This is a genomic window from Streptomyces sp. NPDC057302, from assembly GCF_042667685.1.
Lineage (GTDB): Bacteria > Actinomycetota > Actinomycetes > Streptomycetales > Streptomycetaceae > Streptomyces.
On sequence record NZ_JBHUZJ010000110.1, the window covers coordinates 1 to 23809 of the forward strand.

Annotated in this window: 22 protein-coding genes; 19 read left to right on the plus strand and 3 right to left on the minus strand. The window is 70.2% G+C overall.

What is annotated here, in order from left to right; genetic code table 11:
• Positions 1 to 117 precede the first annotated feature (117 nt).
• Both ACFUPX_RS40725 and ACFUPX_RS40730 read right to left on the minus strand, forming a co-directional pair.
• Positions 118 to 1350, minus strand: coding sequence for a DUF349 domain-containing protein (locus ACFUPX_RS40725; protein WP_383334168.1), 1233 nt, complete (start codon positions 1348 to 1350; stop codon positions 118 to 120).
• A 133-nt stretch (positions 1351 to 1483) separates the two neighbouring features.
• Entirely contained in the window at positions 1484 to 2305 is an 822-nt protein-coding gene (locus ACFUPX_RS40730; protein WP_383334170.1) for a peptidylprolyl isomerase, read from the minus strand.
• A gap of 146 nt (positions 2306 to 2451) precedes the next feature.
• Here ACFUPX_RS40730 and ACFUPX_RS40735 point away from each other — a divergent pair, with 146 nt between their 5' ends.
• The 6 genes from ACFUPX_RS40735 (at position 2452) to rpsD (ending at position 8402) form a co-directional block, all read left to right on the plus strand.
• The gene (locus ACFUPX_RS40735) at positions 2452 to 3156 is read left to right on the plus strand and encodes an MBL fold metallo-hydrolase (RefSeq protein WP_383334172.1); all 705 of its coding nucleotides are present in this window, start codon (positions 2452 to 2454) and stop codon (positions 3154 to 3156) included.
• Between the two features lie 13 nt (positions 3157 to 3169).
• Positions 3170 to 4432: a histidine--tRNA ligase gene (gene hisS, locus ACFUPX_RS40740; RefSeq protein WP_383334174.1), complete on the plus strand. Its 1263-nt coding sequence runs from the start codon at positions 3170 to 3172 to the stop codon at positions 4430 to 4432.
• A 152-nt stretch (positions 4433 to 4584) separates the two neighbouring features.
• Complete coding sequence (locus ACFUPX_RS40745; protein ID WP_383334176.1) at positions 4585 to 5238, plus strand: vitamin K epoxide reductase family protein; 654 nt, start codon at positions 4585 to 4587, stop codon at positions 5236 to 5238.
• A gap of 44 nt (positions 5239 to 5282) precedes the next feature.
• Positions 5283 to 6632 (plus strand): replication-associated recombination protein A, encoded by a 1350-nt coding sequence (locus tag ACFUPX_RS40750; protein WP_383334178.1) that lies wholly within the window; start codon positions 5283 to 5285, stop codon positions 6630 to 6632.
• A gap of 54 nt (positions 6633 to 6686) precedes the next feature.
• Entirely contained in the window at positions 6687 to 7442 is a 756-nt protein-coding gene (locus tag ACFUPX_RS40755) for an HNH endonuclease family protein (protein ID WP_383334180.1), read from the plus strand.
• A gap of 345 nt (positions 7443 to 7787) precedes the next feature.
• Complete coding sequence (gene rpsD / locus ACFUPX_RS40760) at positions 7788 to 8402, plus strand: 30S ribosomal protein S4 (RefSeq protein ID WP_249591119.1); 615 nt, start codon at positions 7788 to 7790, stop codon at positions 8400 to 8402.
• Here the strand turns inward: rpsD and ACFUPX_RS40765 are convergent.
• On the minus strand, positions 8390 to 10570 hold the full coding sequence (locus tag ACFUPX_RS40765) for an ATP-binding protein (protein ID WP_383334182.1): 2181 nt from the start codon (positions 10568 to 10570) through the stop codon (positions 8390 to 8392). The genes rpsD and ACFUPX_RS40765 overlap by 13 nt on opposite strands.
• Before the next feature lie 173 nt (positions 10571 to 10743).
• Between ACFUPX_RS40765 and ACFUPX_RS40770 the strand changes: the two genes are divergently transcribed.
• The 13 genes from ACFUPX_RS40770 (at position 10744) to nusB (ending at position 23681) form a co-directional block, all read left to right on the plus strand.
• Entirely contained in the window at positions 10744 to 11193 is a 450-nt protein-coding gene (locus ACFUPX_RS40770; protein WP_383334184.1) for a DUF948 domain-containing protein, read from the plus strand.
• A 7-nt stretch (positions 11194 to 11200) separates the two neighbouring features.
• On the plus strand, positions 11201 to 11566 hold the full coding sequence (locus tag ACFUPX_RS40775; RefSeq protein ID WP_383334186.1) for a DUF6167 family protein: 366 nt from the start codon (positions 11201 to 11203) through the stop codon (positions 11564 to 11566).
• Entirely contained in the window at positions 11566 to 14235 is a 2670-nt protein-coding gene (alaS, locus tag ACFUPX_RS40780) for an alanine--tRNA ligase (protein ID WP_383334187.1), read from the plus strand. Before ACFUPX_RS40775 ends, alaS begins: the two co-directional genes overlap by 1 nt.
• A gap of 20 nt (positions 14236 to 14255) precedes the next feature.
• On the plus strand, positions 14256 to 14720 hold the full coding sequence (ruvX, locus tag ACFUPX_RS40785) for a Holliday junction resolvase RuvX (RefSeq protein ID WP_383334205.1): 465 nt from the start codon (positions 14256 to 14258) through the stop codon (positions 14718 to 14720).
• A 124-nt stretch (positions 14721 to 14844) separates the two neighbouring features.
• Entirely contained in the window at positions 14845 to 16554 is a 1710-nt protein-coding gene (gene mltG / locus ACFUPX_RS40790; RefSeq protein ID WP_383334189.1) for an endolytic transglycosylase MltG, read from the plus strand.
• Entirely contained in the window at positions 16554 to 17381 is an 828-nt protein-coding gene (locus ACFUPX_RS40795; RefSeq protein WP_383334191.1) for a shikimate dehydrogenase, read from the plus strand. The genes mltG and ACFUPX_RS40795 overlap by 1 nt, the downstream gene beginning before the upstream one ends.
• A 123-nt stretch (positions 17382 to 17504) precedes the next feature.
• The gene (gene aroC / locus ACFUPX_RS40800; RefSeq protein WP_383334193.1) at positions 17505 to 18689 is read left to right on the plus strand and encodes a chorismate synthase; all 1185 of its coding nucleotides are present in this window, start codon (positions 17505 to 17507) and stop codon (positions 18687 to 18689) included.
• A complete protein-coding gene (locus tag ACFUPX_RS40805; RefSeq protein ID WP_383334195.1) occupies positions 18686 to 19201 on the plus strand; it encodes a shikimate kinase in 516 nt (171 codons plus the stop codon). Before aroC ends, ACFUPX_RS40805 begins: the two co-directional genes overlap by 4 nt.
• Positions 19198 to 20310: a 3-dehydroquinate synthase gene (gene aroB / locus ACFUPX_RS40810; protein ID WP_383334197.1), complete on the plus strand. Its 1113-nt coding sequence runs from the start codon at positions 19198 to 19200 to the stop codon at positions 20308 to 20310. The genes ACFUPX_RS40805 and aroB overlap by 4 nt, the downstream gene beginning before the upstream one ends.
• A 161-nt stretch (positions 20311 to 20471) precedes the next feature.
• Positions 20472 to 21407, plus strand: a complete 936-nt coding sequence (locus ACFUPX_RS40815; protein WP_383334199.1) for a Pro-rich N-terminal domain-containing protein — start codon at positions 20472 to 20474, stop codon at positions 21405 to 21407.
• Between the two features lie 105 nt (positions 21408 to 21512).
• On the plus strand, positions 21513 to 22619 hold the full coding sequence (locus ACFUPX_RS40820) for a M24 family metallopeptidase (protein WP_383334201.1): 1107 nt from the start codon (positions 21513 to 21515) through the stop codon (positions 22617 to 22619).
• A 58-nt stretch (positions 22620 to 22677) separates the two neighbouring features.
• The gene (gene efp / locus ACFUPX_RS40825) at positions 22678 to 23244 is read left to right on the plus strand and encodes an elongation factor P (protein ID WP_344521662.1); all 567 of its coding nucleotides are present in this window, start codon (positions 22678 to 22680) and stop codon (positions 23242 to 23244) included.
• A gap of 2 nt (positions 23245 to 23246) precedes the next feature.
• The gene (nusB, locus tag ACFUPX_RS40830; protein WP_383334203.1) at positions 23247 to 23681 is read left to right on the plus strand and encodes a transcription antitermination factor NusB; all 435 of its coding nucleotides are present in this window, start codon (positions 23247 to 23249) and stop codon (positions 23679 to 23681) included.
• The last annotated feature ends 128 nt before the right edge of the window (positions 23682 to 23809 follow it).

Below are 23809 nucleotides of genomic sequence, written 5' to 3' on the forward strand. Positions count from 1 at the left end.
AGGGCGTGGTAGCCGTCGTGCCGTAGCCGCCGCGGGGGACCGTCACAGCCCCCGCTGGACGCCCGAAGGGCCCCGTACGCGCCGTACGGGGCCCTTCGGGTGTGCCCGGGTGCCGTGTCAGCCGCCGAACTCGTGCAGACCCTTCAGCGCCTGGTCAAGAAGCGCCTGACGCCCGTCGAGCTCCCTCTGGAGCTTGTCCGCCTTGGCGTTGTTGCCCGCCGTGCGCGCCTTGTCGATCTGCTCGACCAGCTTGTCGACGGCGGCCTGCAGCTGACCGGTCAGACCCTCGGCACGCGCGCGGGCCTCGGGGTTCGTACGGCGCCACTCGGCTTCCTCGGTGTCCTGCAACGCCCGCTCCACGGCGTGCATCCGGGCCTCGACCTTCGGCCGCGCGTCACGCGGGACGTGGCCGATGGCCTCCCAGCGTTCGTTGAGCGCACGGAAAGCCGCGCGGGCCGACTTGAGGTCCTTCACCGGGACGAGCTTCTCGGCCTCCTCGGCCAGCTCCTCCTTCAGCTTCAGGTTCTCCGTCTGCTCGGCGTCCCGCTCCGCGAAGACCGAGCTGCGCGCCGCGAAGAACACGTCCTGGGCGCCGCGGAAGCGGTTCCACAGGTCGTCCTCGTGCTCGCGCTGGGCGCGGCCCGCGGCCTTCCACTCGGTCATCAGGTCGCGGTAGCGTGCGGCCGTCGGACCCCAGTCGGCCGACCCGGAGAGTGCCTCGGCCTCGCCGACCAGCTTCTCCTTGGTCTTGCGGGCTTCCTCGCGCTGGGCGTCCAGCGAGGCGAAGTGGGCCTTGCGGCGCTTGGAGAACGCCGAGCGGGCATGCGAGAAGCGGTGCCACAGCTCGTCGTCCGACTTGCGGTCGAGACGCGGCAGACCCTTCCAGGTGTCCACCAGCGCGCGCAGCCGCTCGCCCGCCGCCCGCCACTGCTCGCTCTGGGCGAGCTCCTCGGCCTCGACGACCAGCGCCTCCTTGGAGTGCCTCGCCTCGTCCGACTGCTTGGCCTTCTGGACCTTGCGCTCTTCCCGGCGCGCGTCGACGGTCTCGACGAGCTTGTCCAGGCGCGTGCTCAGGGCGTCCAGATCGCCGACCGCGTGTGCCTCGTCCACCTGCGTGCGCAGGTGGTCGATGGCGGTCATGGCGTCCTTGGCCGACAGGTCGGTCGTCTTCACCCGGCGCTCGAGAAGTCCGATCTCGACGACCAGACCGTCGTACTTGCGCTCGAAGTAGGCAAGGGCCTCATCAGGAGATCCCGCTTTCCACGAACCGACTTCGCGCTCAGTGCCGTCGGCCTTGCGCACGTACACGGTCCCCGTCTCGTCGACGCGGCCCCACGGGTCGCTGCTCACAGCGCCTCCTCCACATGATGCCTGCGCAGGGCCTCGGGCCCCCGGCATCGTCCACAGTTTCGTCACCGCCAACATAGGCGACGCGCGGGGCGGCTGTCCGCATCCCGCGCGTCCGAAGTTTGCCTGCAAGCGGTCAGGATTTCGACACGGTCGCCTTGTTGATGACGACCGTCGCGTTCGGGGTGCCGTCGCCCTGGCCGGTGCTCTCGCCGGCGTCGGCAATCTTCTTGAGCACCTTCATCCCGGAATCGGAAATGGTCCCGAACGGTGTGTAGTCGGGCGGGAGCTGACTGTCCTGGTAGACCAGGAAGAACTGGCTGCCTCCGGTGTCCCGGCCTTCCTTCTTCTGGGCGTTGTACTGGTTGGCCATCGCGACCGTACCCGCCGGATACACGTTCCCCTTCAGCTTCTTGTCCTTGAGGTTCTCGTCCGGGATCGAGTAGCCGGGGCCGCCCTCGCCGGTGCCCTTCGGGTCGCCGCACTGGAGGACGAAGATGCCGCCCGCGGTGAGCCGGTGGCACTTGGTGTGGTCGAGATAGCCCTTGTTCACCAGGAAGTTGAAGGAGTTGACGGTGTGCGGGGCCTTCGCCGCCGACAGGTCGAGGTCGATGTCGCCGCAGGTGGTGCCCAGCTTCATCGCGTAGTCGGCCGACTTGTCGATCGTCAGCGCCGGTTCCTTCTTGAAGCTGAGCGGCTTCACCTTGCCGCTCGCGGGCTTCTCGCAGGGGTCGGCCTTCGTGGTGGGGCTCGCGTTCGCGTTGTCCTTCGGGTTGCCGTCGTCGTCGAAGGCACCTGCCGCGTACGACACCGCGCCACCGGCCACGACCACCGCGAGCGCCGATGCGATCACCGCGTTGCGCATCCGCGCCCTGCGTCGCGCGGCCTCCCTGCGCTGCTGCTGCCGCAAGAACTTCTCCCGGGCGAGCTGACGCCGCCGCTGATCGTTGCTGACCACCGGGTTCTCTCTCCTCTGCGTGGATGACCGCTTCTGTGTGCCCCGTACCGTATATGGGTTAGCTGTGGAATCGGGAGCGCCGGTAGGCTCTGATCTGCCGCGATCCTGCGCGGTCACCTCCGCCGGACTACGAACGAAGGACGATCGTGCTCATTGCCGGGTTTCCCGCCGGGGCCTGGGGCACCAACTGTTACGTGGTCGCCCCCGCCGCAGGCGAGGAGTGCGTGATCATCGACCCGGGCCATCAGGCCACCGAGGGAGTCGAGGACGCACTCAAGAAGCATCGGCTCAAGCCCGTCGCGGTCATCCTCACGCACGGCCACATCGACCACGTCGCCTCGGTCGTCCCGGTCTGCGGGGCGCACGACGTGCCCGCGTGGATCCACCCCGAGGACCGGTACATGATGAGCGACCCGGAGAAGGCCATAGGCCGTTCCTTCGGCGCGCAGCTGCTCGGCGAACTGACCGTGGGGGAGCCCTCCGACGTCAAGGAGCTGACCGACGGCGCGCGGCTGAAGCTCGCGGGGTTCGACTTCTCCGTCGCGCACGCGCCGGGGCATACGAAGGGGTCGGTGACCTTCCAGCTCCCCGAGTCCGCCGAGGTCCCCTCGGTGTTCTTCTCGGGAGACCTGCTCTTCGCCGGCTCCATCGGACGCACCGACCTGCCCGGCGGATCGCAGGCCGAGATGTTCGAGTCGCTGGCGCGCGTGTGCCTGCCGCTCGACGACTCGACCGTGGTCCTGCCCGGTCACAACGAGCACACGACCATCGGCCGTGAGCGCGCCACCAACCCGTATCTGCGTCAGGTGGCCGCCGGCCCGGGAGCCGACGCTCCCCGACGAGGAATGTGACGAGAGAAAACCCGTGAGCACCTTCAAGGCCCCCAAGGGCACCTACGACCTGCTTCCGCCGGACTCAGCGAAGTACCTGGCGGTGCGCGAGGCGATCGCCGCGCCGCTGCGGAACTCCGGGTACGGCTACGTGGAGACCCCCGGCTTCGAGAACGTCGAGCTGTTCTCGCGCGGCGTCGGCGAGTCCACCGACATCGTCTCCAAGGAGATGTACGCCTTCGAGACCAAGGGCGGCGACCAGCTCGCCCTGCGGCCCGAGGGCACCGCTTCCGTGCTGCGCGCGGCCCTGGAGGCCAACCTGCACAAGGCGGGCAATCTGCCGGTCAAGCTCTGGTACTCCGGCTCGTACTACCGCTACGAGCGCCCGCAGAAGGGCCGCTACCGCCACTTCTCGCAGGTCGGCGCTGAGGCGATCGGCGTGGAAGACCCGGCAGTCGACGCCGAGTTGATCATCCTCGCCGACCAGGCGTACCGCGCGCTCGGCCTCTCGCAGTTCCGCATCCTGCTGAACTCGCTGGGCGACAAGGAGTGCCGCCCCGTCTACCGCGCCGCGCTGCAGGACTTCCTGCGCGGGCTCGACCTGGACGAGGAGACACGTCGACGTATCGACATCAACCCGCTGCGGGTCCTGGACGACAAGCGCGACGACGTCCAGAAGCAGCTGGTCGGCGCTCCGATGCTGCGCGACTACCTGTGCGACGCGTGCAAGGCGTACCACGAGGAGGTGCGCGAGCTCCTGAAGGCGGAGGGCGTCGCGTACGAGGACGACCCGAAGCTGGTCCGCGGCCTCGACTACTACACCCGCACGACCTTCGAGTTCGTCCACGACGGCCTCGGCTCGCAGTCCGCGGTGGGCGGCGGCGGCCGCTACGACGGCCTCTCCGAGATGATCGGCGGCCCCGCGCTGCCGTCCGTCGGCTGGGCGCTCGGCGTGGACCGCACGGTCCTCGCCCTGGAGGCGGAGGGCGTCGAGCTCGACCTGCCCTCGGCGACCAGCGTCTTCGCGGTCCCGCTCGGCGACGAGGCACGCCGGATCCTGTTCGCCAAGGTCACGGAGCTGCGCAAGGCGGGCGTCGCGGCGGACTTCTCGTACGGCGGCAAGGGCCTCAAGGGCGCGATGAAGAACGCCAACCGCTCGGGCGCGCGGTACACGGTCGTCGCGGGCGAGCGTGACCTCGCCGAGGGCGTCGTCCAGCTCAAGGACATGGAGTCCGGGGAGCAGGACGCTGTCGCGGTGGACTCCCTCGTGGACGTCCTGAAGGGCAAGCTGGCCTAGCTTCGGGCGAAGACGGAGGCGCAGGGCCCCGGCGAACCGAACGCCCGGGGTCCTTCGTGCGTACCTCCTTATGTCCAACGAACGGTGGACACCCGCGCGCGTGCGGCACAATGTCCGTGCCCGTAGGCCCCCACAAGCGACGGAACGGCGTGATGAGCAAGACGACCCCGGCAAGCGACAGTCTTCCCTCCGAGCACGATCGCGGGGGGACGGACGCGGACGCGCCACGCAGTGTCGGTGGGGGCCGTGCGTTCGCGCTGCTGCTGGTGATCACGGGGGCGGCGGGGCTGCTCGCGGCGTGGGTCATCACGCTGGACAAGTTCAAGCTCCTTGAGGACCCGGACTTCACGCCGGGGTGCAGCCTCAATCCGGTGGTCTCCTGCGGCAACATCATGAAGAGCGAGCAGGCGTCGGTCTTCGGGTTCCCGAACCCGATGCTGGGCATCGCCGCGTACGCCGTCGTGATCTGTGTCGGGATGAGTCTGCTGGGCCGGGCGCGCTTCCCGCGGTGGTACTGGCTGACGCTGAACGCGGGCATGCTCTTCGGCGTCGGGTTCTGCACCTGGCTGATGTACCAGTCGCTGTACGAGATCAACTCGCTGTGCCTGTGGTGCTGCCTGGCCTGGGTCGCCACGATCACCATGTTCTGGTACGTGACCTCGTTCAACGTCCGTAAGGGCCTTCTGCCGGCGCCCTCCTGGCTGCGTACGTTCTTCAGCGAGTTCACCTGGGTGCTTCCGGTGCTGCACGTCGGCATCATCGGCATGCTGATCCTCACGCGCTGGTGGGACTTCTGGACCAGCTGACAGCGCCGAGGGCATTGTCAGTGGGCTGACGTAGGGTTCGAACCGTGGAGCCCGACCTGTTCACCGCAGCTGCCGAGGACCGCCAGGAGAAGGACCCTTCGACGAGTCCCCTGGCCGTCCGGATGCGCCCGCGCACCCTCGAGGAAGTCGTCGGCCAGCAGCATCTGCTGAAGCAGGGCTCGCCCCTGCGCAGGCTGGTGGGCGAGGGCGGCGGAGGACCGGCGGGACCGTCGTCGGTGTTCCTGTGGGGCCCGCCGGGCATCGGCAAGACGACCCTCGCCTACGTGGTCTCCAAGGCCACGAACAAACGCTTCGTGGAGCTCTCCGCGATCACCGCGGGCGTCAAGGAAGTCCGCGCGGTCATCGAAGGCGCCCGCAGGGCCCTGGGCGGCCACGGCAAGGAGACCGTCCTCTTCCTGGACGAGATCCACCGCTTCAGCAAGGCCCAGCAGGACTCCCTGCTCCCGGCCGTCGAGAACCGCTGGGTGACGCTGATCGCGGCGACGACGGAGAACCCGTACTTCTCGATCATCTCCCCGCTCCTCTCCCGCTCCCTCCTGCTCACCCTCGAACCGCTCACGGACGACGACCTGCGCGGCCTGCTGCGCCGGGCGCTCGCCGAGGAGCGCGGCCTGGGCGGCGCGGTCGAGCTGCCCGAGGACACCGAGGAGCACCTCCTGCGGATCTCCGGCGGCGACGCCCGGCGCGCGCTCACCGCCCTCGAAGCGGGCGCGGGCTCGGCCCTCGCCAAGGGCGAGAAGGAGATCACCCTCCAGTCCCTGGAGGAGTCGGTCGACCGAGCGGCCGTGAAGTACGACCGCGACGGCGACCAGCACTACGACGTCGCGAGCGCCCTGATCAAGTCCATCCGCGGTTCGGACGTGGACGCGGCCCTGCACTATCTGGCCCGGATGATCGAGGCGGGCGAGGACCCCCGCTTCATCGCCCGCCGCCTGATGATCTCCGCGAGCGAGGACATCGGCCTCGCCGACCCCACCGCGCTGCCCACGGCGGTCGCCGCCGCCCAGGCCGTCGCCATGATCGGCTTCCCGGAGGCCGCCCTCACCCTCAGCCACGCGACGATCGCCCTCGCCCTGGCCCCGAAGTCGAACGCCGCGACGATCGCCATCCAGTCCGCCCAGGCCGACGTCCGCGCGGGCCTCGCGGGCCCCGTCCCGCCCCACCTGCGCGACGGGCACTACAAGGGTGCGGCCAAGCTCGGCCACGCCCAGGGCTATGTGTATCCGCACGACGTGCCGGGCGCGATCGCGGCCCAGCAGTACGCACCGGATGCCGTGGCCACCAAGCGGTACTACCAACCCACTCGCTACGGCGCCGAGGCGCGGTACGCGGACGTGGTCGAGCGCGTGCGCGAGCGCCTCAAGGGCGAGTAGTCCGCGCACGGCCCCGGCGGGCGGGCCCCGGCTCTCCCGCCTAGGCTCGGCGCCATGGGCACAGCAGCCGGAGCGGGCGCGGGAGCCACCGCACTCGTCCTCGCCGCCCTCGCCACGGCCTGCACCCCGCCGCAGCTGGAGCGCTCCCCCCACCGCCACCCGGCCAGGACCCCGACGGCCGCGGCGACCCCCACCGCCGAGCCCTCGCCCGCGGCGCCCCTGACCAGCCCCGGCTTCCCGCCCACCGCCGCACGGGCCCGCGACCAGCTCACCGGCCTCACGGTCGCCTGGGGCAAGAACTGGCAGACGTACAAGCGATCCGAGTTCGGCGCCGGCTGGTCCGACGACACCGACGCCCCCGGCGGCCGCAACGGCTGCGACACCCGCGACGACGTCCTGCGCCGGGACCTGAAGAACCTGCGCGAGGGCGACCGCAACCCCTGCGTCGTGCTCTCCGGAGTCCTGCACGACCCGTACACGGGCAAGGAACTGCCCTACTCCTACCGCCGCGCCTCGCAGATCCAGACCGACCACGTCGTCGCTCTCGGCGCGGCCTGGCGGGCCGGAGCCTGGGCCTGGACGGCCGGGAAGCGGCTGACGTACGCCAACGACCTGGACGTTCTGCTCGCCGCCGACAAGGAGACGAACCACGAGAAGAGCAGCCAGACCCCGGACAAGTGGAAACCGCCGCGCAAGGAATACTGGTGCGAGTACGGCCGCCGCTGGACCGGGATCAAGGCGAAGTACCTGCTCACCGTCACGGCGCCCGAGAAACTGGCACTCCAGGAGCTCCTCGCCACCTGTGGCTGAGGCACCCCCCGCCACCCGGTACACTTGCGCGAAGTGCTGCGTCCCGTGTCCGGTCTCGTACCGGACACCACCAGAACGGGACATCCAGCCGGAGCCCCGGACCTCACCGTCCAGGAATCTCCAGGAGCGTCGCGCACCGTCGAAGGTGTCGCGGGCAGCCCATCACCATCCCGTACTCCGGGAAGCGGTCGGTGGGCCACTCGCGTGCTGCACATAGTGCCCAGACCAGGGAGCGGCTGCCCGCCGGATCCAGAACCACCGGATCCGATGGGTTTCCCAGGCTGCGGATTGCGACCTCCCCTAACCCTGGTGAAGCCGTATTCCATGGAACAGAGAGGTTGGTTCATGCCGAACCAGTCCCGCCCCAAGGTCAAGAAGTCGCGTGCCCTCGGCATCGCGCTGACCCCGAAGGCCGTCAAGTACTTCGAGGCCCGCCCCTACCCGCCGGGCGAGCACGGCCGTGGCCGCAAGCAGAACTCGGACTACAAGGTCCGTCTGCTCGAGAAGCAGCGTCTGCGCGCGCAGTACGACATCAGCGAGAAGCAGATGGCCCGCGCCTACGACCGCGCCAAGAAGGCCGAAGGCAAGACCGGCGAGGCCCTGGTCATCGAGCTCGAGCGCCGTCTCGACGCCCTGATCCTTCGTTCGGGCATCGCCCGCACGATCTACCAGGCCCGTCAGATGGTCAGCCACGGCCACATCGAGGTCAACGGCGGCAAGGTCGACAAGCCGTCGTTCCGCGTCCGTCCCGACGACGTCGTGATGGTCCGCGAGCGCAGCCGTGAGAAGCCGCTGTTCGTGGTCTCGCGTGAGGGTGGCTTCGCCCCCGACGGCGAGATCCCGCGTTACCTCCAGGTGAACCTGAAGGCCCTGGCCTTCCGTCTGGACCGTGACCCGAACCGCAAGGAGATCCCCGTGATCTGCGACGAGCAGCTCGTCGTCGAGTACTACGCCCGCTGACCCGGACGTAGCTCTCCCTGCTTGAGCCCGTCGCCCGCCCTGCCCTCGTGGTGGGGCAGGCGGCGGGTTTTCGCGTTGGTCCTCGGGCCCGTGCCCAGGGCGCGCGAGACCGCGGCGTCCGAAGTCAGCCGCGTCCCGGCGGCCACGCACTCCTCGTAGCGCGCGTCGCCCAGCTGCTCGCGGGCCTGGGACTCGCACAGCGCGTGCGGCCCGCCGAAGTTGCCCGAGCCGAACAGCGGAAGGCCCACCGAAGGCCAGATGCGGGACGCGGCGCCCTGCAGGACCGCGGCCTCGGCCGGATCGCCCTCCACCGCGGTGAACAGGGCGAGCAGCTCGATCGCCAGGACCGTGCCGAGCAGATCGTGGAAGGCGTGGTCCAGGGCCAGGCACCGCATGACCAGCTCACGGGCCGTCGCCGCCTCACCGCGCGTCCAGGCCGCGAAGCCAAGGACATAGAGGGCGTACGCGAGAGTCCAGCGCTCGCCGTGGTCCTCGCACACCTGGCGTACGTCCTCGCAGAGCTCCACAGCGGCGGCGAGCTCCCCACGGAAGGCCAGCGCCATCGCCAGTTCGACCTGGCCCATCAGGACGTTGCTGTTGAGCTCGCCGATCTCGCGGTACTGATCGAGGGCCGAGCGCAGCAGCGTCTCCGCGCGCTCCATGTCGTCGGCGAGGAGCGCGAGGCAGCCGATGCGGTGCACCGCGTAGGCGGCCGCGATGGCGCTGCCGGTACGTTCCGCCTCGTCCTTGCACTCCTGCAGCGCGGCCAGCGCGGCGACCGTGTCGCCCTGGAGGACCGCCACGTAGCCGAGCACCCACAGCGCCTTGAGGCGCGAGTCGTCGTGGTCGCCGTCCAGTTCGAGGGCGCGGTCGAGCCAGTGCCGCCCCTCCGCGAGCCGCCCGCAGCCCACCCAGTAGAACCACAGGCTGCCCGCCAGATACTGGCCCAGATGCGTCTCGTCCGGCTCGGTCAGGCAGTACTCCAACGCGCCGCGCAGATTGGGCAGTTCGCAGTCCACGAGTTCGGCGACCCGCGCCTGGCGCGGCGAGAACCAGTCCAGCTCGCACCAGGTGGCGAGCCCCATGTACCAGTCGCGGTGCCGGCGCCGCATCCGCGCGGCGTCGCCGGTCGCCTCCAGCCAGTCGGCGCCGTACGCCCTGACCGTGTCGAGCATGCGGTAGCGGACGCCCGTGGGCCCTTCCTCGCGGGTCACGACGGACTGCGCGAGCAGCTCACCGAGTACGTCGAGCACGTCGTCGGCATGCAGGCCTTCGCCGCCGCAGATGTACTCGGCCGCCTCCAGGTCGAAGGGGCCGCAGAACACCGAGAGCCGCGACCAGAGCAGGCGCTCGCCCGCCGTGCACAGCTCATGGCTCCAGCCGATCGCCGTACGCAGCGTCTGATGCCGCTGCGGCACATCGCGCCTGACCCCGGTGAGCAGCGCGAACCTGTTGTCGAGCCGGGCGAGCAACTGCGCGGGCGAGAGCGCCCGCAGCCGCCCCGCCGCCAGCTCGACGGCCAGCGGGATCCCGTCCAGACGACGGCACAGCTCCGCCACGTCCGCTTCGTTCTCCTCGTCGAGGGCGAACCCGGGAAGCCCCGCCGCCGCACGGTCGGCGAAGAGCTCGGCCGCGTCCGCCGTGGGCAGCGGCGCGAGCGGCAAGATCCGCTCGCCCCCGGTGTCCAGCGGCCTGCGGCCCACCGCGAGCACTCGCAGACCGGGGGAGCGGTGCAGCAGTTCCCCCACCAGCGAGGCGCACGCGTCCACCAGGTGCTCGAACCCGTCGACGACGAGGAGGACTTCCCGCTCCGCGAGATGGTCGAGCAGCACCTTGCGGGGCGTGCGGTGCGTGTGGTCCGTCAGGCGCAGCGCCTCGGCGACCGCGTGTTCCACCAGGTCCGGGTCCCGGACCGCCGCGAGCTCCACCAGCCAGGCACCGTCCCGTGGCGTGGCGTCAAAGGCGGCCCGGACGGCGAGGCGCGTCTTCCCGACGCCGCCGACACCGGTCACCGTGACCAGGCGCCCGGCCTCCAACGCCTCGGCGAGCTGAGCGAGTTCGGGGCCGCGCCCGATGAACGCGTTGAGCTCCAGGGGGAGGTTGCCGGGTCTCGGCCGGCGGGCGGGGGAGTCGTGCCGACCGCTACCGGTGCCCTGATCGCGTCCCATGAGACACGGAGCGTACTCACCCGTAAGCGGTCCGTACAATCACTTCGATTAACTCCCTTGCCCGTACACGGTAATGCGGTGCCGAGCCTCGGCCCCGGCGCGATAGGGTCGGGGGACGACTTTTCGATGTTCAGGACCGATGTTCAGGGTCGATATCCAGGGAGCGGTGCACAGTGTCGGGTGGAGAGGTGGCCGGGATCCTGGTGGCCGTCTTCTGGGCGATCCTGGTCTCGTTCCTGGCCGTGGTCCTGGTGAGACTGGCACAGACGCTCAGGGCGACGACCAAGCTCGTCTCGGACGTGACCGAGCAGGCCGTCCCGCTCCTCGCGGACGCCTCCACCGCGGTGCGTTCCGCGCAGACCCAGATCGAGCGGGTCGACGCCATCGCCTCCGACGTCCAGGAAGTCACCTCGAACGCCTCGGCGCTCTCCACGACGGTGGCCTCCACCTTCGGCGGCCCCCTCGTCAAGGTCGCCGCCTTCGGCTACGGAGTGCGCAGGGCCCTGGGCCGCAAGGCAGGACCCGAATCAGACAATGTGCCCCAGGCACCCGCCCGACGTACCGTGATCGTGGGGCGCACCGTCCCCTCAGCGCGACGTCGGGGCAAGCGGAAGAAGGACTGACGCAGCGATGTTCCGCCGTACGTTCTGGTTCACCGCGGGCGCCGCTGCCGGTGTGTGGGCCACCACCAAGGTCAACCGCAAGATCAAGCAACTGACCCCCGAAAGCCTCGCGGCGCAGGCCGCGAACAAGGCGGTCGAGGCGGGTCACAAGCTCAAGGACTTCGCTCTCGACGTCCGCGACAACATGGCCCAGCGCGAGGCCGAACTGGGCGAGGCCCTCGGCCTCGAAGCCCCGGTCGACCCCGAACTGCCCGGGCAGCGCCGGGTCGTCGTGGCCATCGAGAACGGCAAGACCAGCAAGACCGAAAAGAACAAGCAGGGCAAGTACCTCGCGAAGTCGAAGTACTCGTACAACCGGAATGAGGACCACTGATGGAGTCGGCCGAGATTCGCCGCCGCTGGCTGAGCTTCTTCGAGGAGCGCGGACACACCGTCGTCCCTTCGGCGTCGCTCATCGCGGACGACCCGACTCTGCTCCTCGTCCCCGCGGGCATGGTGCCCTTCAAGCCGTACTTCCTCGGTGAGGTCAAGCCGCAGTTCTCGCGCGCCACGAGCGTGCAGAAGTGCGTGCGTACGCCGGACATCGAAGAGGTCGGCAAGACCACGCGGCACGGCACGTTCTTCCAGATGTGCGGCAACTTCTCCTTCGGCGACTACTTCAAGGAAGGCGCCATCACGTACGCCTGGGAGCTGCTCACCAGCTCCGTGGCGGACGGTGGCTTCGGCCTCGACCCCGAGCGCCTGTGGGTGACGGTCTACCTCGACGACGACGAGGCCGAGACCATCTGGCGCGAGAAGGTGGGCGTCCCCGCCGAGCGCATCCAGCGCCTGGGCAAGAAGGACAACTACTGGTCCATGGGCGTCCCCGGACCCTGTGGCCCCTGCTCCGAGATCAACTACGACCGCGGCCCCGAGTTCGGCGTCGAGGGTGGCCCGGCCGTCAACGACGAGCGTTACGTGGAGATCTGGAACCTGGTCTTCATGCAGTACGAGCGCGGCGAGGGCACCTCGAAGGAAGACTTCGAGATCCTCGGCGACCTGCCCAGCCAGAACATCGACACCGGCCTCGGTCTCGAGCGCCTCGCCATGATTCTGCAGGGCGTGCAGAACATGTACGAGACCGACACCCTGCGCGTCATCATGGACACGGCCACCGAGCTGACCGGCGTGCGGTACGGCGCCGAGCAGGGCTCGGACGTCTCCCTGCGCGTGGTCGCCGACCACATGCGCACGTCCGTGATGCTCATCGGCGACGGCGTCACCCCCGGCAACGAAGGCCGTGGCTACGTACTGCGCCGCATCATGCGCCGCGCCATCCGCAACATGCGCCTGATGGGCGCCACCGGCCCGGTCGCCGCCGCGCTCGTCGACACGGTCATCAAGTCGATGGGCGAGCAGTACCCCGAGCTCGAGACCGACCGCAAGCGCATCGAGACCGTCGCGCTCGCCGAAGAGGCCGCCTTCCTCAAGGCCCTCAAGGGCGGCACGAACATCCTCGACACCGCCGTGACCGACACCAAGGCCGCCGGCGGCAAGGTCCTCTCCGGCGACAAGGCGTTCCTGCTGCACGACACGTGGGGCTTCCCGATCGACCTCACCCTGGAGATGGCCGCCGAACAGGGCCTGGCCGTGGACGAGGACGGCTTCCGGCGCCTGATGAAGGAGCAGCGGGAGCGGGCCAAGGCCGACGCGCAGGCCAAGAAGACCGGCCACGCCGATCTGCACGCCTACCGCGAGATCGCCGACAACTCCGGTGCCACGGACTTCACCGGCTACACCCTGACCGAGAACGAGGCCGTGATCGTCGGCCTCCTGGTCAACGGCGTCTCGTCGCCCGCGGCCCGTGAGGGCGACGAGGTCGAGGTCGTCCTCGACCGCACCCCCTTCTATGCCGAGGGCGGCGGCCAGATCGCCGACTCCGGCCGGATCCGCCTCGACAACGGAGCGGCCGTCGAGATCCGCGACGTACAGAAGCCGGTCCCCGGCGTGCACGTCCACAAGGGTGTCGTCCTGGTCGGCGAGATCACTGTCGGCGACCCGGTCTGGGCCTCGATCGACGTGCACCGCCGCCGTGCCATCGCCCGCGCCCACTCCGCCACGCACCTCACGCACCAGGCGCTGCGCGACGCGCTCGGCCCGACGGCAGCCCAGGCCGGTTCGGAGAACCAGCCGGGCCGCTTCCGCTTCGACTTCGGCTCCCCGTCGGCCGTGCCCACGGCCGTCATGACGGACGTCGAGCAGAAGATCAACGAAGTGCTCGCGCACGAGCTCGACGTGCAGGCCGAGGTCATGTCGATCGACGAGGCCAAGAAGCAGGGCGCCATCGCCGAGTTCGGCGAGAAGTACGGGGAGCGGGTTCGTGTCGTCACCATCGGCGACTTCTCCAAGGAGCTGTGCGGCGGCACCCACGTGCACAACACCGCCCAGCTCGGCCTGGTGAAGCTGCTCGGCGAATCGTCCATCGGTTCGGGCGTGCGCCGCATCGAGGCCCTGGTCGGCGTGGACGCGTACAACTTCCTCGCCAAGGAGCACACGGTCGTCGCCCAGCTCCAGGAGCTGGTCAAGGGCCGTTCCGAGGAGCTGCCCGAGAAGGTCTCCGCCATGCTCGGCAAGCTGAAGGACGCCGAGAAGGAGATCGAGAAGTTCCGCGCGGAGAAGGTGCTTCAGGCCGCCGCAGGACTCGTCGACCAGGCCAAGGACGTACGGGGCGTCGCTCTCGTCACCGGTCAGGTGCCGGACGGCACGGGCGCCGACGACCTGCGCAAGCTGGTCCTCGACGTACGCCACCGCATCCCCGGCGACCGCCCGGCCGTCGTGGCTCTCTTCACCACGGCCAACGGCCGCCCGCTGACGGTCATCGCCACGAACGAAGCCGCGCGCGAGCGTGGTCTCAAGGCCGGCGACCTCGTCCGTACGGCCGCCAAGACCCTCGGCGGCGGTGGCGGCGGCAAGCCGGACGTCGCCCAGGGCGGCGGCCAGAACGCCGCGGCCATCGGTGACGCCATGGCCGCCGTCGAACGCCTCGTGGCAGAGACGGCCTGATGTCCGACTCCGAGGGCGGCATGCGCAGGGGCCGGCGTCTGGCCATCGACGTCGGTGACGCCCGGATCGGGGTCGCCTCGTGCGACCCCGACGGGATCATCGCCACTCCGGTGGAGACGGTGCCGGGACGCGACGTCCCGGCCGCGCAGCGCCGCCTGAAGCAGCTCGTCGACGAGTACGAACCGATCGAGATCGTCGTCGGCCTCCCTCGCTCCCTGAACGGGGGCGAGGGCCCCGCTGCCGCCAAGGTCCGCGCGTTCACCCAGGACCTCGCCCGCTTGGTCGCCCCCCTTTCGGTGCGGCTCGTGGACGAGAGGATGACCACAGTGACGGCCAGTCAGGGGCTGCGCGCCTCGGGCGTGAAGTCCAAAAAGGGCAGGTCTGTCATCGATCAGGCGGCGGCCGTCATCATCCTTCAGCAGGCTCTGGAGTCCGAACGGGCGTCAGGTAAAGCTCCGGGCGAGGGCGTCGAAGTGGTCATCTGATCGCGATACGGTAACGTTCCGCGCGATGCGGCGGTGTTCGAACAGCTGCCGCACAGCATCAAGAGGCGGAACGGTTGCCCTCCCACTCAGACGGCGGCCCCGCCTCGCGGCATGTAGGGGATCGATGACTGAGTATGGCCGGGGCCCAGGCTCCGAACCGTGGCATCCCGAGGACCCGTTGTACGGGGACGGCGGATGGGGAGGACAGCAGCCCTCGGGCGGCCAGTCCACCTACGGCGGCCAGGGGCAGTACCACCCTCAGCAGCCGCAGCAGCATGCGCAGTACGAGGACTGGAGCACGGGCCAGCAGCAGGGCTACGGTCAGCAGCAGTACGGCGGGCCCGCAGGCCAGCAGCAGTACAACGGCGGTCCGGAGCAGCAGTACGACGGCGCCCCGCAGCAGCAGTACAACGGCGGTCCCGACCAGTACGACGGCGGCTACGACACCGGCGGACACGGCCAGGTCCCGTACGCGGCCGACCCCTCGGACCCCTACGCCAACCAGCCGGGCGGCTACGGCGCGGAGAGCAGCCCCGACTACTACGGCACCCCCGACGCGTACCCCCCGCCGGAGCCGCCGTCCCGCCGCCGCGGAGCCCCCGAGCCGCAGCAGGACTGGGACCCGGGCCCGGACCAGGGCGAGCACGCGTTCTTCTCCGGCGCGGACGACGACGAGGACGACTACGACGACGGGCCTCCGGGACGCCGTGGTGACCGTCGGGGCGGCCGGGGCGGCAAGAAACCGAAGAAGCGCAGGAGCGGCTGCGCGTGCCTGGTCGTGACGCTGGTGTTCGCCGGTGGTCTCGGCGGAGTCGGCTATTTCGGCTACCAGTTCTATCAGGACCGATTCGGTACGTCGCCCGATTACGCGGGCGAGGGAACGGGCCTCGCGACCGTCGACATCCCGAAGGGTTCCGGCGGCTATGTGATCGGCCAGAAACTGAAGGACGCCGGGGTCGTCAAGAGCGTGGACGCCTTTGTCTCCGCGCAGGCGCAGAATCCCAAGGGCGATTCCATTCAGGACGGCGTCTATGTCCTGAAGAAGCAGATGTCGGCCAAGAGCGCCGTCGAACTGATGCTCAGCCCGAAGAGCCGCAATAACCTCATCATTCCCGAGGGCAAGCGGAATTCTTGGGTCTACAAGCAGATCGACACCCGCCTGGAACTCGACAAGGGCACCACCGAGGGTATTGCCAAGAAGGACTGGAAGTCTCTCGGCCTGCCTGACTGGGCGAACAGCAACAAGGACATCAAGGACCCGCTGGAGGGATTCCTCTACCCGTCCAGCTACCCGGTCGCGAAGGGCCAGAAGCCCGAAACCGTCCTCAAGAAGATGGTCGCCCAAGCCAACCAGAAATACGACGAGTTGGGCCTCAAGTCGAAGGCCGCTCAGCTGAACCTGAAGGACCCGCTCCAGGTCCTCACGGTGGCCAGCCTGGTGCAGGCGGAAGGCAAGTACAAGCACGACTTCGACAAGGTCGCGACGGTCGTCTACAACCGCCTCAAGCCGGGCAACACCGAGACCTACGGACTTCTGGACTTCGACTCGACGGTGAACTACGCGAAGGCCGAAAGCACCCTGGAAACCGGCACGGTCGACGATCTGCGCAAGTTCAACGACCCGTACAACACCTACAAGATCAAGGGCCTGCCTCCCGGCCCGATCGGAAACCCCGGCGACGAGGCGCTCAAGTCCGCGCTCAATCCGGCCAAGGGGAATTGGTACTACTTCGTCTCCATCAACGCGGACGAAACGCTGTTCGCCGAGACGAATGAGCAGCACGAGCGCAACCGTCAGAAGTACCTCGAGGAACAGAAGAAGAACTCCGGCTGATGAGCACCAAGCGCCGAGCCGCGGTTCTCGGCTCCCCGATCGCCCACTCCCTCTCCCCGGTGCTGCACCGCGCCGCATACGGGGAGCTGGGCCTCGCCGACTGGACGTACGACCGGTTCGACGTGGACGAGGCGGCCCTGCCCGGCTTCGTCGCGGGGCTCGGGCCCGAGTGGGCCGGGCTCTCGCTGACGATGCCGCTCAAGCGCGCGGTGATCCCGCTGCTCGACGAGATCAGCGAGACCGCCGCCTCCGTCGAGGCGGTCAACACCGTCGTCCTCACGGAGGACGGCCGCCGCGTCGGCGACAACACCGACGTCCCCGGCATGGTCGCGGCGCTGCGGGAACACGGCATCGAGCAGGTCGAATCGGCGGCGATCCTCGGCGCGGGCGCCACCGCGTCGTCCGCGCTTGCCGCGCTCGCGCAAATCTGCACGGGCGAGGTCGTCGCGTACGTACGCAGCGAGGCCCGCGCCGCCGAGATGCGGGAGTGGGGCGAGCGGCTGGACGTGGAGGTGCGCACGGAGGACTGGGCGCACGCCGAGCGCGCGCTGAGCGCGCCGCTGGTGATCGCCACGACACCGGCGGGCGTGACCGACGCGCTGTCGGCCGCCGTGCCCGAGCAGCCCGCGACCCTCTTCGACGTCCTGTACGACCCGTGGCCCACCGCTCTCGCGGCCCGCTGGTCGATGTACGGGGGCGCCGTCGTCAGCGGGCTCGACCTCCTCGTGCACCAGGCGGTGCTGCAGGTCGAGCAGATGACGGGGCGCGCGCCCGCGCCGCTCGCCGCCATGCGCAAGGCCGGGGAACACGCGCTGGCCGCGCGCTAGACGTCCGCTTTCTGGACCGGAGGCCAGGTCCCGCCCCCCGACGTGGGAGGATCGGGGATGGCGGGCCAGGGCCGCGCACCCGGTCGCGCCACGCAGTTCCAGGCGCGAGCATGAGGAGCACCGTTGAGCAGGTTGCGTTGGCTGACCGCGGGAGAGTCCCACGGACCCGCACTTGTCGCGACGCTGGAGGGTCTTCCCGCCGGCGTGCCGATCACCACGGAGATGGTGGCGGACCACCTGGCCCGGCGGCGCCTCGGCTATGGGCGCGGTGCGCGCATGAAGTTCGAGCGCGACGAGATCACCTTCCTGGGCGGCGTCCGGCACGGCCTGTCCATGGGCTCGCCGATCGCGATCATGGTGGGCAACACCGAGTGGCCCAAGTGGGAACAGGTCATGGCGGCCGACCCGGTCGACCCGGAGATCCTCGCCGACCTGGCCCGCAACGCCCCGCTGACCCGGCCGAGGCCCGGTCACGCCGACCTCGCCGGCATGCAGAAGTACGGCTTCGACGAGGCCAGGCCGATCCTGGAGCGCGCCTCCGCCCGGGAGACCGCGGCCCGCGTCGCGCTCGGCGCGGTCGCCCGCTCGTACCTCAAGGAGACGGCCGGGATCGAGATCGTCAGCCATGTGACGGAGCTGGCGAGCGCCAAGGCTCCGTACGGCGTCTACCCGACGCCCGCCGACGTCGAGAAGCTCGACGCCGACCCGGTGCGCTGCCTCGACGCGGACGCGAGCAAGGCGATGGTCGCCGAGATCGACCAGGCCCACAAGGACGGCGACACCCTCGGTGGCGTCGTCGAGGTCCTCGCGTACGGCGTGCCCGTCGGGCTCGGTTCGCACGTGCACTGGGACCGGCGGCTCGACGCGCGGCTCGCCGCCGCGCTCATGGGCATCCAGGCCATCAAGGGCGTCGAGGTCGGCGACGGCTTCGACCTCGCGCGGGTGCCGGGCTCACAGGCACACGACGAGATCGTTTCCACGGATGACGGCATCCGCCGGACCTCAGGGCGCTCCGGCGGCACCGAGGGCGGCCTGACCACCGGTGAACTGCTGCGCGTACGTGCCGCGATGAAGCCCATCGCGACCGTGCCGCGCGCGCTCGCCACCGTCGACGTCGCCACCGGCGAGGCCACCAAGGCCCACCACCAGCGCTCGGACGTGTGCGCGGTCCCGGCCGCGGGCATCGTCGCCGAGGCGATGGTCGCGCTGACCCTGGCCGACGCGGTCGCCGAGAAGTTCGGCGGCGACAGCGTGCCCGAGACCCGGCGCAACGTCACGTCGTACCTCGACAACCTGCAGATCCGGTGACCGGCCCCCAGATCGTTCTGGTCGGGCCGATGGGCGTGGGCAAGTCGACGGTGGGCGCGCTGCTCGCCGAGCGCCTGGGCACCGTCTACCGGGACACCGACGCCGACATCGTGGCCGGACAGGGCCGGGAGATCTCGGACATCTTCCTGGACGAGGGTGAGACGCACTTCCGCGACCTGGAGCGGGCGGCCGTCCGCACGGCGCTCGCCGAGCACGAGGGGATCCTCGCCCTCGGCGGGGGCGCGATCCTCGACGAGTCGACCCGCGCGCTGCTCGCCCCGCACGCCGTCGTCTATCTGTCGATGGACGTGGAAGAGGCGGTCAAGCGCACCGGTCTGAACGTCGCGCGCCCGCTTCTCGCCGTCAATCCGCGCAAGCAGTGGCGCGAACTGATGGAAGCCCGCCGCCACTTCTACGCCGAAGTCGCCCGCGCCGTCGTCGCCACCGACGACCGCACCCCCGAAGAGGTCGCCCAAGCGGTCCTCGACGCACTGGAGTTGAAGGAAGCATGACGGAGACTGCTGAGACGCAGGGGCAGACGCCCACCCGCATCCAGGTCGGCGGCACCGCGGGCACCGAACCGTACGAGGTGCTCGTCGGACGGCAGCTCCTGGGCGAACTGCCCGGCCTGATCGGTGAGCGGACCAAGCGCGTCGCGATCATCCACCCCGAGGCGCTGGCCGGCACCGGCGACGCGCTGCGCGAGGACCTGGCAGGGCAGGGCTTCGAGGTCGTCGCCATCCAGGTGCCGAACGCGGAGGAGGCCAAGACCGCCGAGGTCGCCGCGTACTGCTGGAAGGCCCTTGGCCAGTCCGGCTTCACCCGCAGCGACATCATCATCGGGGTCGGCGGCGGAGCCACCACGGACCTCGCCGGTTTCGTGGCCGCCACCTGGCTGCGCGGGGTCCGCTGGATCGCCGTACCGACCACCGTGCTCGGCATGGTGGACGCGGCCGTCGGCGGCAAGACCGGCATCAACACCGCCGAGGGCAAGAACCTGGTGGGCTCCTTCCACCCGCCCGTGGGTGTGCTGTGCGACCTGGCCGCGCTCGACTCGCTGCCGGTCAACGACTTCGTGTCGGGCCTCGCGGAGATCATCAAGGCCGGTTTCATCGCCGACCCGGCGATCCTCGAACTGATCGAGGAGGACCCCGAGGCGGCGCGCAGCCCGCAGGGCCCGCACACCGCCGAGCTGATCGAGCGCTCCATCAAGGTCAAGGCCGAGGTCGTCTCCGGCGACCTCAAGGAGTCGGGCCTGCGCGAGATCCTCAACTACGGCCACACCCTCGCCCACGCCATCGAGAAGAACGAGCGCTACAAGTGGCGCCACGGCGCCGCCGTCTCCGTCGGCATGGCCTTCGCGGCCGAACTCGGCCGCCTCGCAGGGCGTCTCGACGACGCGACCGCCGACCGGCACCGCACCGTCCTGGAGTCGGTCGGCCTGCCCCTGAGCTACCGCTACGACCAGTGGCCCAAGCTCCTGGAGACCATGAAGGTCGACAAGAAGTCCCGCGGTGACCTGCTGCGGTTCATCGTGCTCGACGGCCTGGGCAAGCCCACCGTCCTGGAGGGACCCGACCCCGCGGTGCTGCTCGCCGCGTACGGCGAAGTCGCCAAGTAGCCCTCCCACAGCGGAGAAAAGGCACGCCAGAACAAGCCACGGGCACCCTGCGGCCTCCCCGGCCGTTCACACAACGTCGGCCGGGGACGGTACCGTTCGGTAACGGGTGGCCCCGGCCGCCGCCCGACCAGCGTCAGTCGCACGAGACGGAGTGGCACCGGATGCAGCACGCAGTGGGGTCTCCGCTGCCGCCGCCCCATCAGCCGGGGCACGGACCGGCCACCGGCTGGTCCCCGGCCGCACATCACCCGAGCGGTCCGCCGCCGGGTGCAGCGCCGGGCGGCCCAACGCCTCCCGCGCCGGGCTTCGCCGGCGCCCCGCACCCCCCGGGCACGGCGGTCCCGCACCCGCAGGCACCGGCCCCGCATCCGCACGCCCCGGCACCGCAGCACGTCGCGCCGGGCGCGCCCCAGCACAGCCACGCCCCGGGCGCCCCCGTCCCCCCGACCCCGGACACCACGGGGCACATCCAGCTCCCGCCCGGCGGCCCCGTCGCCATGCCGAGCCCGCCGCTCGGCACCGCCCAGGCGGACACCGGCGGCACGACGCTGGCCGTCCTGCTGATCGGCCCCGCGGGCGCCGGCAAGACGAGCGTCGCCAAGTTCTGGGCGGAGCACCGCAGGGTGCCGACCGCCCACATCAGCCTCGACGACGTACGCGAATGGGTGCGCTCGGGCTTCGCGGACCCCCAGTCGGGCTGGAACGACCACTCGGAGGCGCAGTACCGCCTGGCCCGCCGCACCTGCGGTTTCGCCGCCCGGAACTTCCTGGCCAACGGCATCTCGTGCATCCTCGACGACGCGGTCTTCCCCGACCGCCCGGTGGTCGGCCTCGGTGGCTGGAAGCGCCACGTGGGTCCGGGGCTGCTGCCGGTGGTCCTGCTGCCCGGCCTGGAGATCGTCCTGGAGCGCAACGCGGAGCGCAGCGGAAACCGCCGCCTCACGGACGAGGAAGTGGCCCGCATCCACGGCCGCATGGCCGGTTGGTACGGCTCGGGCCTGCCCATCATCGACAACTCCCAGCTGGACGTCCCCGCCACGGCCCGCGTCCTTGACGACGTGCTCGCCCGCTCCATCGCGAGCCCGCCGCAGTGGTAGGCCCCCGCGGCCCCCGCGCCGCCTGACGCCTCCGGGAACGTCCCGCACCCCTCGGTCGGACGCGCTCGACCGGCCGCCCGGCGCCGCCGCTCATAGGCTCGTCCCATGTCTGAGGTGTACGCGGCCCGCCGAGAGCGGCTGAGAGAGCGTTGTGCCGCGGGTGGCAGCGCGTCGGCGCTGGTCTCCCGCCCCGCCAACGTGCGGTATCTCGCGGGAGCGGCGCCCCAGGGTGCCGTGCTCCTGCTGGGCAGGACCGAGGATCTGCTGCTGTGCGGCGGACCGCTCGGCGACGAGCAGGGGGAGGGGCGTCCCGACGAGGGGCTGCGGGTGCAGCTGCTCGACGCGTCCGGCGGGGATCCCGCCGTGGCGGGCGCCGATCACGCGGCCGCCCAGGGCGCCGATTCGCTCGCCATCGAGGAGCACGACCTCACGGTCGCCCGGCACCGCGCCCTGGGATCCGTCGCGCCGCGGCTGCGCCTCGCGGATCTCGGGGGAGCGGTCGAACAACTGCGGCTCGTCAAGGACGAGGAAGAGATCTCCTGCCTGCGGATCGGCTCCGAGATCGCCGACCAGGCGCTGGGCGAACTGCTCGAATCGATTCTGGTGGGGCGTACGGAACGCCATCTCGCCCTGGAGCTGGAGCGGCGGCTGGTCGATCACGGCGCGGACGGGCCCGCTTTCCCGACCTCCGTCGGCACCGGCCCGAACTCCGGCCGAGGCGGTCACCGGCCCTCGGACCGGCGGGTGGAGGAAGGAGATTTCCTCTCCGTGTGCCTGGGGGCCAGCTATCGCGGCTATCGTTGTGAGATCGGGCGTACGTTCGTCATCGGTACGTCTCCCGCGGACTGGCAGATCGAGCTTTACGACCTCGTCTTCGCCGCTCAGCGGGCGGGCAGGGAGGCTCTCGCACCGGGCGCCGCCTACCGCGACATCGACCGTGCGGCACGGCATGTACTGGACTCCGCGGGGTATGCGGAGGGTCTCGCTCCGCTGATGGGACACGGTGTGGGGCTCGAAATCGACGAGGACCCGCAGTTGGCGCCCACGGCCATGGGTAAACTGGACGCCTGCGTGCCGGTCACCGTCGAACCGGGGGTTCACATCCCGGGACGGGGTGGTGTCCGGATCGATGACACGCTCGTCGTGCGCCCCGAGGCGGACGGCGGACCCGAGCTACTCACCATTACGACCAAGGAGCTGCTCGCGCTCTAGCTTCGAGCTATGCGCGTGCGCCGGGGTCGTCCACGTCAGTCCAGGAGATTCCGCAACCGTGGCTTCCACGAACGACCTCAAGAACGGCCTGGTGCTCAAGCTCGACGGGGGCCAGCTCTGGTCCGTCGTCGAGTTCCAGCACGTCAAGCCCGGCAAGGGCCCTGCCTTTGTGCGCACCAAGCTCAAGAACGTGATGTCGGGCAAGGTCGTCGACAAGACCTTCAACGCCGGCGTCAAGGTCGACACGGCGACGATCGACAAGCGCGACATGCAGTTCTCCTACATGGACGGCGACTACTTCGTCTTCATGGACATGGAGACGTACGACCAGCTGCACGTCGACCGCAAGTCCGTCGGCGACGCCGCCAACTTCCTGATCGAGGGCTTCACCGCCTCCGTCGCGCAGCACGAGGGCGAAGTCCTCTTCGTCGAGCTGCCCGCCGCCGTCGAGCTGGTCATCCAGGAGACCGAGCCCGGTGTCCAGGGCGACCGTTCCACCGGCGGCACCAAGCCCGCGACGCTGGAGACCGGTCACCAGATCCAGGTGCCGCTCTTCATCACCACGGGCGAGAAGATCAAGGTCGACACCCGTGACAGTGGCTACCTCGGCCGGGTGAACAGCTAACCGTGGCTGCTCGTAATACGGCCCGTAAGCGCGCCTTCCAGATCCTCTTCGAGGCCGACCAGCGTGGTGTCGACGTAGTGACGGTCCTCGCGGACTGGGTGCGCCACTCGCGGTCCGACACCCGGCAGCCGCCGGTGAGCGAGTACACGATGGAGCTGGTCGAGGGGTACGCGGACCACGCGCGCCACATCGACGAGCTGATCTCGCAGTACGCCGTCGGGTGGACCCTGGACAGGATGCCGGTCGTCGACCGCAACATCCTGCGGCTCGGTGCCTACGAGCTGATCTGGGTCGACGAGACGCCGGACGCCGTGGTGCTCGACGAGTCCGTGCAGCTCGCCAAGGAGTTCTCCACGGACGACTCGCCCTCCTTCGTGAACGGCCTGCTCGGCCGCTTCAAGGACCTGAAGCCGAGTCTGCGCCGCGACGAGGCGTAAGGCCTCGGCGGGGCGTACGGCCTCCCATGCCGCTCTGAGCGCCCGCAGCGACACGCTGCGGGCCCTCTGGCGCGTCCTGGGGCCCGTGGGGCTCCTGGGGGCCGCGTTGCCCTCCGGGGGCGCACAGG

What these genes read in the sequence shown, in the direction of transcription:
- ACFUPX_RS40745 (WP_383334176.1), top strand. Translation starts at nt 4,585, where the DNA reads ATGAGCAAGACGACCCCGGCAAGCGACAGTCTTCCCTCCGAGCACGAT.
- ruvX (WP_383334205.1), top strand. Translation starts at nt 14,256, where the DNA reads ATGCGCAGGGGCCGGCGTCTGGCCATCGACGTCGGTGACGCCCGGATC.
- ACFUPX_RS40775 (WP_383334186.1), top strand. Translation starts at nt 11,201, where the DNA reads ATGTTCCGCCGTACGTTCTGGTTCACCGCGGGCGCCGCTGCCGGTGTG.
- aroB (WP_383334197.1), top strand. Translation starts at nt 19,198, where the DNA reads ATGACGGAGACTGCTGAGACGCAGGGGCAGACGCCCACCCGCATCCAG.
- ACFUPX_RS40820 (WP_383334201.1), top strand. Translation starts at nt 21,513, where the DNA reads ATGTCTGAGGTGTACGCGGCCCGCCGAGAGCGGCTGAGAGAGCGTTGT.
- ACFUPX_RS40765 (WP_383334182.1), bottom strand. Translation starts at nt 10,570, where the DNA reads ATGGGACGCGATCAGGGCACCGGTAGCGGTCGGCACGACTCCCCCGCC.
- rpsD (WP_249591119.1), top strand. Translation starts at nt 7,788, where the DNA reads ATGCCGAACCAGTCCCGCCCCAAGGTCAAGAAGTCGCGTGCCCTCGGC.
- ACFUPX_RS40815 (WP_383334199.1), top strand. Translation starts at nt 20,472, where the DNA reads ATGCAGCACGCAGTGGGGTCTCCGCTGCCGCCGCCCCATCAGCCGGGG.
- ACFUPX_RS40755 (WP_383334180.1), top strand. Translation starts at nt 6,687, where the DNA reads ATGGGCACAGCAGCCGGAGCGGGCGCGGGAGCCACCGCACTCGTCCTC.
- mltG (WP_383334189.1), top strand. Translation starts at nt 14,845, where the DNA reads ATGACTGAGTATGGCCGGGGCCCAGGCTCCGAACCGTGGCATCCCGAG.
- alaS (WP_383334187.1), top strand. Translation starts at nt 11,566, where the DNA reads ATGGAGTCGGCCGAGATTCGCCGCCGCTGGCTGAGCTTCTTCGAGGAG.
- ACFUPX_RS40795 (WP_383334191.1), top strand. Translation starts at nt 16,554, where the DNA reads ATGAGCACCAAGCGCCGAGCCGCGGTTCTCGGCTCCCCGATCGCCCAC.